Raw genomic sequence first — 12399 nt, 5'->3', positions numbered from 1 at the left:
ACTCGTTAGTCTCCATGGAATTAATGATGAAAGTAGACATTGATTTTTCAGTTTTCACTTCTCCAAGTGATGCCTATGGAAATGTCACGGGGAGCCTTGAACTTTGCGCTTTGCCGGTTGTAGGAGACAGGGTTTCATTCTTATTTGCTCGGGAATCTTCTTTGCCTGGTTCCAGTTTCGATGGATTTCTTGTGGTGACAGAGAGGAGATTTGATGCTGAGCAAGGCACTTGCACGATGGGCTTGGAGGAGTTGGTGGCAACGTCAGCCTCTGAAGCCGAAATGCTCATGAAGTACTTTGAGGCTGGGTTCGGGCTCTTGGCTTATCGTTACTAGTATTTTTTGGGACGCATAAAAAAAACAGAGGTCGGAGCACTTTCTGATGGCGAGGGCCAATACAGAGAGTGCCGTTCTGGCCCTATTTCTAGAATGACAAGCACTGGCGCAGCCAAAGAAATAGGTTGCAATGTGGTGGAGTACGACAGGCACATGGCTCCCCAACTTCCAGGGATGCCGGATCCAGAAGTGCTATGTCTTTATTGATTTCAAGATGATTGATGGCAGGGCATGCCGGGTTTTCATCCGGAAAGTGGCATGGCAAATAAGAGAGCGAGAGAATTGCTTGAAAAGGGATGCGCTGCCTTTGAGGCAGGGTCCATTGCTATGGCGGCCGAATACTTTAGTAAGGCAGCTAGACTCGGAAGCGGTGAAGCTCAAGTCAACTTGGCGAACATCTACAGTGATGGTACTGGCGGGGTTGCGAAAAATTGTGGCCTTGCAGTCCACTGGTACCGCCTTGCGGTAAAAAAAGGCCTTCCTGAGGCTGCATATAATTTAGCAATTCATTATCGGAAGGAAAATGAATTGACAAAGTATAAAAAATGGATTTTGCGGGCTTCAGAAATGGGAGACCTGGATGCTCAAAATGTGGTTAGTAAGGAAGCTGAAGACAAGAAGTAGGGGCGGGTCCACCGTAGGAAGGTGCGAGAAGGTCCGGCCATGGCCGGGCCTTCTGCGAGTGAGGGCTTAGTTGGAGCCCTCGTCCTCATCGACGAGAACTTCCTCAAGATCGTCTTCGATGTAGGTGGCATCGACCACTGTCGGTACATAGGCGCGCACCATCCCATTTCGGCTAGCGACCTCGAACCGGACTTCGATGTTGACGTTGTCGGTCCAGAGATTGGCCACGTACAGGCGCTCGAACTGGTACTCCCCATCGCCAAGATGACGGCGCCCACTTTCTGCGAGCTCAAAGTCGGTTGCTTCAATGTCATAGAACTTTCCGTTGTCGGCGCGCACGCGCACGCCGCCAGTGAGTGAATTACTCATAGCGCTTTCCTGTTTTGGTTGAATTTGTGCGGAAATGCCCGTCAGGCCATGACAGGGTCTACGCCTGATAGAGCATTCATATGCCAGTGCTGGCAGGTACAGCGTGTGTAGTCAGGTAGATCTATCTCGCTGATGAGCCGCGGACTCTGAGATAGAACAAGAGAATGTTCGCCGTAGCGTATGCCTGGAACTTCTCGTATGGGGGCTGGCGCCTGGAGCCGGCCATTGCCTTTCGCTTATGAGCCTTGCTCATTGAATCCAGGATTCTGTAGCGAAGCAGGCCATCTGCCTGCACATCAATACTTCATGTCGAGCGGGATGTTGGAGGTTCCGGAACGCTATCACGGTGCCCGATGCGCCTGCAAGGAACATGGCTTGCGCCTAGATGCTGGGGCAAGAATCATGTGTGAGCACAAAGGCTAGTGCTCCCGGGAGCACCGGGTAGCCATGAATCGGGCTACGGCGAAAAAATGCGCCAAGTGAAGCTAAAAAAGTGGGGCAGAGTATCTTTCCATGGCGGGTGGGCCATGTAGGGAGTAGTCCTCTTCCCAGTTTTGCGTAAGCACAGTCGATTTCCAGCCCTCCGCTTCGTCGTCAAACGCACCCCTGTTCAAAGGAACTCCCATGAAGTACCTCGGCCTGGCCTATTTCTCCCCCGAAAAGTTCGCCGCAATGAGTCCAGACGAAGTGGAAGCGCTGGAGAGCCAGTGCCCCGCACTGGACGAGAAGATGCTCGCCACCGGCAAGGTGCGGGTGTCCGCGTCACTGGGCGATACCGGCAGCTGGCGGACGCTTCGTCCGCGTGGCGGCAAGATGCATGTCACCGACGGGCCCTACGCCGAGGCGAAGGAGGTCGTGGGTGGCCTGTTCATCATTGAGGCGGACAGCCCTGAGGAGGCATTGCGCATCGCCTCCATGCACCCGGCCGCCATCTTGGGCGAAGAGGGAGGGTGGGCCGTCGAACTCATCCCCATGGACTTTTATCTGGCCCCATAAGGGCTGGAACAAAAATGCGTTGAAGGTTCTGGGGAGCCGACGCTTCTCCTTGGCGATTACCCGACCAGTGACACCAAGGGAAGCGTGATATGGACGGAGGTTCCGCCCTCGGGCGGGCATTCGATGCCGATCTCGCCGCCCGCGTCCACCACGATGTTGCGTGCCATCGCGCTGGTCCTTATCAGAAACGATACGTCGCTGACACGGTGAAGTAGCGCCCGTAGACGTCGTCGACCGCGATGTTGTAGCCACTGGTGTAGTAGCGATAGTCCACAGGGCGTCTATCCAGCAGGTTGTTGACGTTGAGCGAATATGACCAGTCCTCGGAGCTTGAATAACGGGCATTGAGGCCTAGAAGTGTCGCCGCCGGGTTGGTGCACTTGCCGGCGGCGCGATTTTCGCCGGGGCAAGTCTTTCCAGCGGCATAGGCGTGCGAGGACCCGAAATGGCGTACGTTCAAGGTCGTCGTCCAGTTGCCATGTCGCCATTGCACGTTGCCCAGCAAGGTCAGCTTGGGCGTGTCATGGCCGGCGTGCTCGACGGCTTTGGGTTGGATGATGCTCGAGGTGGTATATCGGCTGAGATAGTGAGCCGCCAGATGGAAGTTGAACTCGCCAAGATCATCGTTCCGAAGCAGATAGTTTGACTCGAGTTCCCATCCTCGGGATTCAGACTTGCCGATGTTGGCCAGGTACCTGTTGGCGCGATAGAGCACGCCATTGGCGTCGCGAACCAGGCCATCCGGAAAAAGAGAGGGGTAGCTGAAAGCGTCCGCAATGCCGAACTCATCGGTACGCGAAATACGGTAGCCGTCCAGGCTCACGCTGAAGGCGTGTGTCGGAGCCCAGGCCACGCCAAGGGTCAGGCTGCGGGAGAATTCCGCACGCAGATGAGGATTGTCGCCCACGCCATACTCGACCTCACAAAGATTCGAGCCAACCAGAATGCAGGGCAGCAACTGTGGAGTGGCGCGCATGTACAAGGTATCGGTAATCTCGTCGAAGGGAATACGTGCATCGTTGAGGCTGGGAGCCCGATAACCCTGCCCGAGGCTGGCACGCACAAGAATAGACCGGTCTGGGGTCCACTTGATTCCGAATCGAGGAGACGTGTTGGACCGAAACCCCTGGTGACGATCGATGCGGGCGGCCAAGTCCACCTGCAGCGTCCGGTGGAGGGGCAAGTTGAGTTCGGCAAAAAGGGCGGAATTTCGGTCATGAAGATCGTACGGCTCAACGTCGGTCGAGCCGAAAGCAACGCCGTCGTTGATCTGCAGGGGATCCGGAATGCTTCGCCGTCGAGCGGAGTGAATCGCCATTCCCACCACGATCTGGGCGCTCGCATCAAAGGCATCAAACAGCGGGCGGTTCGATGTGGCCTCCAGCGTGTCGACGGAGTAGTATCCGGCGGGATGAAGAGAGCCCCGCATCGCGTTCATGACATCCGTATTGTCTGATCCATCGATGCGGAAACGATTGATGTTTTCCTGCACATTGGCGCGAAGGAAAACGTTATTGATGGTGGTTCGGACGCGATTTTCACTGCGGGACAGGGCGATGTTCCAGTTCCATCCGTGAGCCCAACCTTCCAATCCGACCGACACCGCATTTGCGATACTGGTGCTCTGGTTCCGGGGAGCTCCGAATTCATAGAATGCGTAGTAGACCTCCGAGCCCCCGATGGGAGCCTTCGAATAATCCGGGTGAGAGGGGGTTATGGGGAAAACGCCCCGGATTGGTGAATGTTGCAGTGTTTGTTCACTCTGAGTGCGCAGTCCGGATAAGTACAATGAGAATGAACTGCCCAATTCCTGATCCCACCGGACATACAGGGATCGATTGCGCAACCCGGGCTGCAAGGTTCGATACCTTGCAGAGTCAAAGCGACAATACGGAGAGTCTGGATTCTCCCCCGCTGCCTGGCACTGCGGAAGAGAAAGTAGAGGCACTCCCCTCCAGGTCGCAAACCCGAGGAATGGGCGGTCGTCCGGAAGTCCGAATCGGGAACGATCGTTGGTATGCCATTTCCGACGTTCGCCACCAAGTTCGTCTTGCGAGGAAGTGACCGCTGCAAGCAGTAGATTTCCGCCCGATGGGGTCCGCGTTCCAAAGATCATGGAGGTCTGGCGAGACTGTGCATCTCCTCGCTGCGAGACGCCGGAACGCGAGGAAATCTCGCCCCCCTCGTAGTCCTTCTTCAGGATGATATTGATGGTGCCTGCCATGGCGTCTGCCCCATAGATCGCAGAAGCGCCACCGCGCAGGATTTCGATGCGATCAATGAAACTCAGAGGAATACCGTTGAGATCTAGTATTCCGCCGAGGTCGCTGGATGCGAGCCCGAATGGGGCGATACGCTTGCCGTTCAGCAGGTAAAGGGTTGCGCGCGGCCCGAGAGAATAGAGGCTGGCGCCAGAGGCAACCACCGTTGGATAGTACCGTCCTTCGCTGGCCACCGTGACGGGGTGATGGCTCACAAGGCCGGGACGCTCACTCAACAGGTCGTAGAGCGTTTGCTGTCCACTCCGTTCAATCTCTTCCGCCGTTATCACGGTCATGGGGACGGACAATTCCAGGGACGGCTGCGGAATGCGAGTGCCGGTGACGTCGATCGTCGCAAGCGCGGTCACGCTGGCTTCAGAAGTTGTTTCCGGCTGCCTTGCGATAGCGCTGGCTACACGAGCCTGATTCCCTGCGCTCCGCAGAAGGTAGGTGTTGGCGTTAACCGCTACCGCCGTCAGGCCATGCTCCGCAAGCAGTCGGGCGAGCCCGGCGGCAAGCGTGTGATTGCCCCGCAAACCGGGGCTGTGTTTTCCACGCACCAGCATGGGCGAGTACAGCAATTGAATATTCGATTGGTCGGCGAGAGCCTGCAAGGCCTCTTCCAGCGTACCCGGGGCAATCTCGTACCGAGATGGGGCGGGAGAATCCGTCGGTCCCGCGTTGGCGTTCTGCGTGGCGATAGCCAGGAACGCCAGAACGAATAGGCGCGCCAGGCGGCGTCTGAGGGATTCACGATACACAGTCATCACGCGGTGTTTTCCGCAAGACTGATCGGCATGGTCGATCGTGCTCCCCAGCACCTACTGCTTCGTTGTGGACAGTTCGATCCGGTTTCCGGCGACCGGCTTCGCCTGCAGGCCCCAGCCCTGGCGCAGGGTGGCGAGCAGTCCTGGCTGGTCGTCGGCATTGAATACGCCGCTGATCCGGATATCGCCCAGTTCGGGCTGGGAAAGGATCAGTTGTTCGTGAGAGTACCGATTGAAGACTGCAATCAAATCGGCAAGGCGTTCTTCCTTGAATACCAGCCGCCCCCGCGTCCAGCTCTCCGCGACACTGCCATCAACGCTTTGGGGGGATCCCAGCTTGCCATCCGCGTCATAGGCGAGTTGTTGCAACGGATGCAGCTCGATGGCATGACCGGGTTCAGTTCCGTTTGCATCCACGATGACGCGCCCCTCCAGCAGGGCAACGACAGTGCTCGCCCCCCGTCGTTCCACCTGGAAGACGGTACCCAGCGCCCGGATGTTACCGATGCCCGAGGTCACCACGAACGGCCGATTGCCATCGTGTGCGACACTGGCCTGGACACGACCTCTCAGCAGAACGATGTGGCGCCGCGAACGCTCGTAGGCCACCTCAACGCGCGTGTCGGTATCAAGCACCAGCGTGGATCCGTCGGGCAGATCGACATGGCGCTGCTTCCCTATCTCCGTTGCATATGGGATGGGCTGAGTGCTGCGAAACTCGGCAAGCATCCAGAGGCCGCCGCTCACGGCCAGCATCAGGACGGCGGCCCAGGCCAAAGGACGAAGCCAGGTACGCTTGCGTCGCGTGGGCGGTATGCGGGTGGTCGGGCGAGGTTCCGGAGCATGCGACGTCATATCCGCGCGCAATGCACCGGCCAACTGGTGAATGCGTTCAACCTCGGCGTAGTCGAGCGCATTCCGGGAGGACATGGCCAGCCAGCCCTCGAAGGCGGCATGGTCGGACGCGCTGCATTCGGGTGATAGCAAGCGTGCCAGCCAACCTTCAGCCGAATCGGGAAAACCCTGGAGAGGAGGTGTCGCTGTGTTCATGGGAGCTCCCCGGGTACGCCCTTGGGGCGCGTTTGAATGGAGAGCTGCTTCCTGAGTGAGGTCAGTGCCTTCCCCATGTGCTTCTCGACCGCTTTGACGGAGATGCCGCAATGCTTGGAGATTTGACTGTAGCTCATCCCTTCGATGCGGTTAAGCAAGTAGATTTCCCGACAGCGTTCCGGAAGGAGACTGATGGCCGCGCGTACCCGTGCCAGCTCTTCCCGGTTTTCCGCCCATTGCTCCGGCCGCGGCATCTCGTCCTGGATGTCGTGCGCCTGGAGATCCATATCGGACAAGGATGTCTGATGCATGCCGGATTGCCGCCGCCGGGAATCGTGGAGCGCGTTGAGTGCAATCCGGTAGAGCAGCGGTCTCAGGGCTTCGACCGGCAAGTCGCGATAGCGTGTCAGCTTGTAGAGGCTTTCCTGCGCGATGTCCTGGGCGTCGTCGAGCGAGAGCCCCCGGCCACGCAGATAGCTGACCAGCATCGGGCGTTGCTCGCCCAGAAATCGTTCGAAGACCTGATGGCTGATCCCCGCGTCCAAAGTGGCACTCATTGGCCCCCGCTCGCAGAAGGAAGTCGCCTTTGTGACTGATTTTAACCAGCCTCAAAAGTAATTTCACTACCTCCAGGGACCGTGACGAGCTACGGCCGGGCCTTGTCCACACGTGGTTTCAAGGCGAACAGGACCCGTTGACGAGGTGTTGATGGATGCTTGCTGGATAGAGGTAATCACTCTCGTGCCGGCCCCGTTTCTAGACGTCTGTCTCCTTCTGTGGCCTGCGCTGGGTGGGGAGGTAGGGAGGTGCGGGGTGTTTTGCGTTTCCTGGGGGAAAAGGGGGAAAGCCAGCTTCCAGAAGCCGGAAGGTGCATGGACAAGAACCCTGTGACCCGGGGGCGCGAGGCCGTTCGCGAGGTGATTGCCAGAGGGGCGCTGGAGAGATGCGCCGTGAAGGGCCACCACGCGGGCTGGATTGTGAGTATCGATCACAAAGCGTGATATCCGACACGATTCTTCGTGTGCCTCCCCTCGGGGTTGCAAGTGCATGAGGCCATTCGAATTCTTTGGGGCGTTGCTGCCTCGGAGATTGCGGCCCTTCGTGAAGGATCGTGCGTCGTGGCGGTACGGAAGCCGATGGGGATGGGGCCGCGTGCCGGCAGTGTGCCGCAAGTGATGTAGAGCAAGGCACGGTTGTTGCATGCGCCACGGGGTCATTGCCTGAGCCTCAGGCACCAGACCGGATAGCGCAGGTCCAGGCTGTGCAGAGGGGACGATGTGCGCGCGAAAACCCGGCCTGTCGTTATCCACGGAGGTAGGGAGGGAGGCGTGATCTTGCGTTTCTACGGGGAACCATGATTCGGGGCGGAGACGATGGAAGACATGGCGGCGCGCATACGTATCGCGCGCCTGCGGGCGGAAATGACGCAGAGTCAGTTGGCAGGCCGGATCGGGGTGACGCGTAGCGCGGTTGCAAACTGGGAAATCAGCACGCGCCCAAAACCCAATGTCGCGAACCTGGTTTCAATCGCGATTGAAACGAATGTTTCGTTCGAGTGGCTGGCGCTCGGGCGGGGGGATATCGAACTCAAGGTGTGAGTGATCGGGCAACGTAGCGGTCATCGAGAGCCTAGGGGGATTCATGGCATTTCCGTGTTCGGGGTGACTGCGACTTCCTTGTGCGTCCTGACCTTTGGCTGACGGGGATGGCTTCGTATCCGATTTTCGATTTTTTTCATGGTGGGACGCCTGTGTGGCGTATCGCAGGCGTGTGATGGTTTGGACGCCAAGTTTGGGGGTCGTTCTGTGTGTCGCCTGATTCCAGATTCATGATGTGGCCGCGCCGCATTTCATTCTGCGCGCTGGCGGGTTGGCTTGTGCTTGCCGCCACGTCTTCGCTTGCACAAACCGCGAGCAATACGGTTACGGTTTCCCCGCCGACGGGTGTGATTGATCCCGTGTGCGAGGTTGGGAATCCGCTTTGCAACAGCGCGACGGATACCGACACGGTCCTGTATGGGGTCACCCTGGGCAAGCAATGGTCCGGCGGAGTGGCCGGCAATGCGGTCGCATTGACCATTGGCGGCACGGGGGTCGTCAACGCGACTGCCGGCAGCTCCAGTGCGCCCGGTACGACCACCCATGCGACGGCCGGTGTGCCGGGCGGTACTTCGATTACCCTCACGGAAGCCTTCTCCGTCGGCGACGTGGCCGGCTATGTGGTCACGGTGAGTTGCAATGGCGCGTCCGTGCCGGTGACTGTCGATACCAGCACCCAAGTCGCGACGGCGACATTTACCACGCCAGCCACCGGCGCCGTCGTCTGCGAGTACACGAATACCGCGCTGAGCCAGACCCTGACGAAAGCGCTGACCAGCAACGCCGACGGCGACAACAGCGGCACGGTGAGCCTCGGGGATGTGCTGACCTATACGGTCACCGTGACCAACACCAGCACCACCGGCAACCTGGCCAACGTGGTGGTGAGTGATAGCAAGATCACACCTGGTTCGACGACCTGCGCCAGCGTGGCGCCGGGGGCGACCTGCGTGCTGGCGGGTACCTATCTCGTGACCGCGGCGGACGTGGCGGCGGGCAGCATCAGCAACACCGCGACCGCGACCAGCCCGGTCTGCCCGGTGGGCAGCGCGGATCCGGCGTGCACCCGTACCGTGGTGACCCCGGCGGCGCCGCTAAGCCAGACATTGGCGAAGGCGTTGACCCACCATGCCGATGGCGACAACAGCGGCACGGTGAGCTTGGGGGACGTGCTGACCTATACGGTCACCGTGACCAACATCGGCACCACCGGCAACCTGACCAACGTGGTGGTGAGCGACAGCAGGATCACGCCCGGTTCGGCGACCTGCGCCAGCGTGGCGCCGGCGGCGACCTGCGTGCTGGTGGGCACCTATGTTGTGACCGCGGCGGACGTCGCGGCGGGCAACATCCGCAATACGGCGACCGTAACCAGCCCGGTCTGCGCGGTGGGCAGCACCGGACCGGCGTGTTCCACGACCGTGGATACGCCTACCGCACATCGGGTCATTGATGCCGTGGACGACGCCTATACGGGGATCAGTGGTGCGGCAGGTAACACCAATGTGGGCAACGCCTACACCGGGAACGACACGCTGAACAACCAGCCCGTGAACGCGACCGACATCGTTGGCGCGGTGACGACGCCGGCAACGCCGATCAACGGGGGGCCGGTGCCGGTACTGGACGCGGCCACTGGCGTGGTGAGCGTGCCGGCGGGCACACCGGCGGGGAGTTATACGATCGCTTACCGGATCTGCGAGAGGGTGGATCCGACGAACTGTGACACGGCGACCATCACGGTAACGGTTACTGCGCCGGCAATCGACGCGGTGGATGACATTTCGCCGTCGATCAACGGCAGCACGGGAGGCACGACGCCATCGGTGCTGACCAACGACACGCTGAACGGTCAGCCGGTGGATCCGTCCGAGGTGACGCTGACACCGGGGGCCGGTCCGAACCCGGGCCTGACGATGAATCCGGACGGCACGATCACGGTGGCGCCAGCGACACCGGCGGGTACGTACGCGTATCCCTACCAGATCTGCGAAGTGGCCAATCCGACCAACTGCGACAGCGCCAATGCCACCGTAGTGGTGGGGTCGGCTCCCATCGTGGCCAACGATGACACGTACACCGGCATCAATGGCGCGACGGGCAACGCCAACGCGGGCAACGCATACACCAATGACACGCTGAACGGCCAACCGATCACGGATGTGTTCGCGATCACGGGTGCGGTACTGACGCCGGCGACGCCGATCAACGGCGGCCCCGTGCCGGTGCTGGATCCGACAACGGGCGTGGTGGGTGTGCCGGCAGGAACGCCGGCAGGAAGCTACACCATCACGTATCAGATCTGCGAGCGGCTGAATGCGGCCAACTGCGACCCGGCCACCATCACGGTGACCGTGGTTGCGCCAGTCATCAATGCCGTGGATGACACGTCGGAACCGATCAACACCGGGGCAGGCGGTGTCACGCCCAGTGTGCTGATCAACGACACGCTGAATGGAAGTCCGGTTGCGCCCGTTGCCGTTACCGTGGTTCCAGGCGCCAACCCGCACCCGGGTCTGACGATGAACCCGGATGGCACCATCGCCGTGACGCCGGGCACGCCGCCGGGCACCTACCCCTATCCATACACGATCTGCGAAAGGCTCAATCCGGCCAACTGCGATACGGCGGTGGCCACGGTGACCGTCATTGGCCAGGCGCAGCTGCGCCTGGTGAAGACGGCCGGGGTTCGGGAAGCCAAGGTCGGCGATCTGGTCCGCTACACCATTACGGCCGAGAACGTGGGCGATGCCGATCTGATCAACGGCTATCTCATTGATACGGCACCGGCAGGTTTCACCTACGTGGAAGGCTCGCTGTCGGTGGTTGATGGCGACAACGCAGGTGCCGTGTCCGGCCAGCACCCGATCCGCTTCGGCGGCCTGGATGTCCGGGCCGGCCAAACCGCAACCCTGGTCTACCTGATGCGAGTCGGCGCGGGCGTCCGTCCGGGTACCCAGGTCAACCAGGCGCAGGGCTACTCGCCGACGAATCGCCCCATCTCCAACGTGGTGGCGGCCGAAGTCGCCTTGGTCGCGGATCCGCTGGTGGATAACAGCCTGATCCTCGGCACGGTGTTCGACGATCGCGATGGTGATGGTTGGCAGGACAGCGCGACGATGAGCGGAACCCGCGTGCGGGGCGGCTTCAGCCGGTCGGCCTACGTGCCCAATTCGACCACGATCGATCGCGGCACGGGGCCGCAGCCCGAGCCGGATGCGAGCCCGCCGATGCTGCACGGCATCGCGGTGGACACGATCGGTGGCCGCCAGTCGGTGGCCGATCCGGAGCACGCGCATCAGGTGGTGATCCGGCAGACGCTCCGCTCGCCGGACTTCACCGACGACTTCGTGCTGACCAACGAGCAGGGTGTGACCGTGCGCATGGACAAGGCCGGCAACACCACGGTCGAGAAGTCCGGTGAAGCCGCAAGGGGCCTGAATGCGGCTGCGCCGAAGGTCGAGCGCAGGATCGCGCAGGACGAGAGCGGCTATGTGGTGGACTACACCATCTCGAATGCCGGCATCGACGAACGCGGCATTCCGGGTGTGCGCATCGCGTCGGTGGAAGGCCTGGTGATCGAGACCGATCAATTCGGGCGCTATCACCTTCCGGATACCTTTGGTGGTGCCGACCGCGGCCGCAACTTCATCCTGAAGGTGGATCCGTCCACGCTGCCGGCCGGTGCCGGGTTCACCACCGACAACCCGCTGCTGCGCCGCCTGGTACCGGGCTTGCCGGTGCGCTTCGACTTCGGCGTGAAGTTGCCGGTGGAAGAGATTCCCGGTGGCAGCGAGCAGATCGAACTGGAGATGGGCCAGGTGTTCTTCGCCCCGGGCAGCATCGAAGTGCCGGCCAAGTACCTGCCCGCCATAGACAAGATGGCCGACATGGTCGAGCGGTACCACGGCGGCGAAGTGATCATCGCCGCCAATGGCGAAACCGACGCGCTGGCGTTCGACCGGGCCACGGCAGTGAAGGCTGCCTTGATGGGCAGGCTCAGCGCCGAATCGGCCAGGGCATTGCAGGTCAGCGTCCGCACCAACGTCGATGATCCGGACTCGCTGCTGGTCGGTGTGGGGGATGGCGGCACCCTGCTGGGCACCGTGCTGTTCGACACCGACAAGTCGTTGATCCGGCCCGAGTTCGAGCCACTGTTGGACAAGGTCGCGGCGGCGCTGGAAAAGATGGGAAGCGGCCAGATTGGCATCGTCGGTCATACCGACGTTCGCGCCTCGCGCGAATACAACATCGCGCTGGGCCAGCGTCGGTCCAGGGCAGTGTACGAGGCATTGGCAAAACGCCTGAGCCCGGAGGTGCGAGCAAAGGTCCGTGTGGAAGTGAATGACGATCCGGCCGCCGCTGTCGGCGCGAAGCGGAAGTAGGGAGCGCGGATCAT

At 60.8% G+C, this 12399-nt stretch carries 9 protein-coding genes; 5 read left to right on the top strand and 4 right to left on the bottom strand.

Translation table 11 applies throughout. The features are described 5' to 3' along the window. Positions 1–26 precede the first annotated feature (26 nt). Together ACTJI2_RS12950 and ACTJI2_RS12945 are read left to right on the top strand one after the other, a co-directional pair. Positions 27–335 carry a hypothetical protein gene (locus ACTJI2_RS12950; RefSeq protein ID WP_183639519.1) on the top strand — a complete coding sequence of 103 codons (309 nt, stop codon included), beginning with the start codon at positions 27–29 and terminating at the stop codon, positions 333–335. Positions 336–593: 258 nt separating this feature from the next. Then, positions 594–959 (top strand): tetratricopeptide repeat protein, encoded by a 366-nt coding sequence (locus ACTJI2_RS12945; RefSeq protein WP_440842351.1) that lies wholly within the window; start codon positions 594–596, stop codon positions 957–959. A 66-nt stretch (positions 960–1025) separates the two neighbouring features. On the opposite strand, the gene ACTJI2_RS12940 is transcribed toward ACTJI2_RS12945, so the two are convergent. After that, on the bottom strand, positions 1026–1328 hold the full coding sequence (locus tag ACTJI2_RS12940; RefSeq protein WP_440842350.1) for a hypothetical protein: 303 nt from the start codon (positions 1326–1328) through the stop codon (positions 1026–1028). A 624-nt stretch (positions 1329–1952) separates the two neighbouring features. Between ACTJI2_RS12940 and ACTJI2_RS12935 the strand changes: the two genes are divergently transcribed. Next, a complete protein-coding gene (locus tag ACTJI2_RS12935; protein WP_440842349.1) occupies positions 1953–2324 on the top strand; it encodes a YciI family protein in 372 nt (123 codons plus the stop codon). 181 nt (positions 2325–2505) lie between these two features. Here the strand turns inward: ACTJI2_RS12935 and ACTJI2_RS12930 are convergent, their stop codons facing one another. From ACTJI2_RS12930 to ACTJI2_RS12920, 3 genes are read right to left on the bottom strand one after another with little or no spacing between them, the layout of a single operon-like run. After that, a complete protein-coding gene (locus tag ACTJI2_RS12930) occupies positions 2506–5352 on the bottom strand; it encodes a TonB-dependent receptor domain-containing protein (RefSeq protein WP_440842348.1) in 2847 nt (948 codons plus the stop codon). A 54-nt stretch (positions 5353–5406) separates the two neighbouring features. Further along, a complete protein-coding gene (locus ACTJI2_RS12925) occupies positions 5407–6402 on the bottom strand; it encodes a FecR family protein (protein ID WP_440842347.1) in 996 nt (331 codons plus the stop codon). Further along, complete coding sequence (locus ACTJI2_RS12920) at positions 6399–6959, bottom strand: RNA polymerase sigma factor (RefSeq protein ID WP_440842346.1); 561 nt, start codon at positions 6957–6959, stop codon at positions 6399–6401. The genes ACTJI2_RS12925 and ACTJI2_RS12920 overlap by 4 nt, the downstream gene beginning before the upstream one ends. 816 nt (positions 6960–7775) lie before the next feature. On the opposite strand from ACTJI2_RS12920, the gene ACTJI2_RS12915 reads away from it, so the two are divergent. Both ACTJI2_RS12915 and ACTJI2_RS12910 read left to right on the top strand, forming a co-directional pair. Continuing rightward, positions 7776–8000, top strand: coding sequence for a helix-turn-helix transcriptional regulator (locus ACTJI2_RS12915; protein WP_183639513.1), 225 nt, complete (start codon positions 7776–7778; stop codon positions 7998–8000). Positions 8001–8230: 230 nt separating this feature from the next. Then, positions 8231–12385 carry a DUF7507 domain-containing protein gene (locus ACTJI2_RS12910; RefSeq protein WP_440842344.1) on the top strand — a complete coding sequence of 1385 codons (4155 nt, stop codon included), beginning with the start codon at positions 8231–8233 and terminating at the stop codon, positions 12383–12385. Positions 12386–12399: the final 14 nt, after the last annotated feature.

Origin of the sequence: Pseudoxanthomonas sp. 22568, from assembly GCF_052044485.1 — a bacterium.
Taxonomy (GTDB): domain Bacteria; phylum Pseudomonadota; class Gammaproteobacteria; order Xanthomonadales; family Xanthomonadaceae; genus Pseudoxanthomonas_A; species Pseudoxanthomonas_A beigongshangi.
The sequence above is the reverse complement of the archived record's forward strand: the minus strand, read 5'-3'. Positions and strand labels throughout refer to the sequence as shown.

Excerpts from the sequence above, each read along its gene's own strand:
- ACTJI2_RS12950 (WP_183639519.1), top strand. The coding sequence starts at position 27 with ATGAAAGTAGACATTGATTTTTCAGTTTTCACTTCTCCAAGTGATGCC.
- ACTJI2_RS12945 (WP_440842351.1), top strand. The coding sequence starts at position 594 with ATGGCAAATAAGAGAGCGAGAGAATTGCTTGAAAAGGGATGCGCTGCC.
- ACTJI2_RS12940 (WP_440842350.1), bottom strand. The coding sequence starts at position 1,328 with ATGAGTAATTCACTCACTGGCGGCGTGCGCGTGCGCGCCGACAACGGA.
- ACTJI2_RS12935 (WP_440842349.1), top strand. The coding sequence starts at position 1,953 with ATGAAGTACCTCGGCCTGGCCTATTTCTCCCCCGAAAAGTTCGCCGCA.
- ACTJI2_RS12930 (WP_440842348.1), bottom strand. The coding sequence starts at position 5,352 with ATGACTGTGTATCGTGAATCCCTCAGACGCCGCCTGGCGCGCCTATTC.
- ACTJI2_RS12925 (WP_440842347.1), bottom strand. The coding sequence starts at position 6,402 with ATGAACACAGCGACACCTCCTCTCCAGGGTTTTCCCGATTCGGCTGAA.
- ACTJI2_RS12920 (WP_440842346.1), bottom strand. The coding sequence starts at position 6,959 with ATGAGTGCCACTTTGGACGCGGGGATCAGCCATCAGGTCTTCGAACGA.
- ACTJI2_RS12915 (WP_183639513.1), top strand. The coding sequence starts at position 7,776 with ATGGAAGACATGGCGGCGCGCATACGTATCGCGCGCCTGCGGGCGGAA.
- ACTJI2_RS12910 (WP_440842344.1), top strand. The coding sequence starts at position 8,231 with ATGATGTGGCCGCGCCGCATTTCATTCTGCGCGCTGGCGGGTTGGCTT.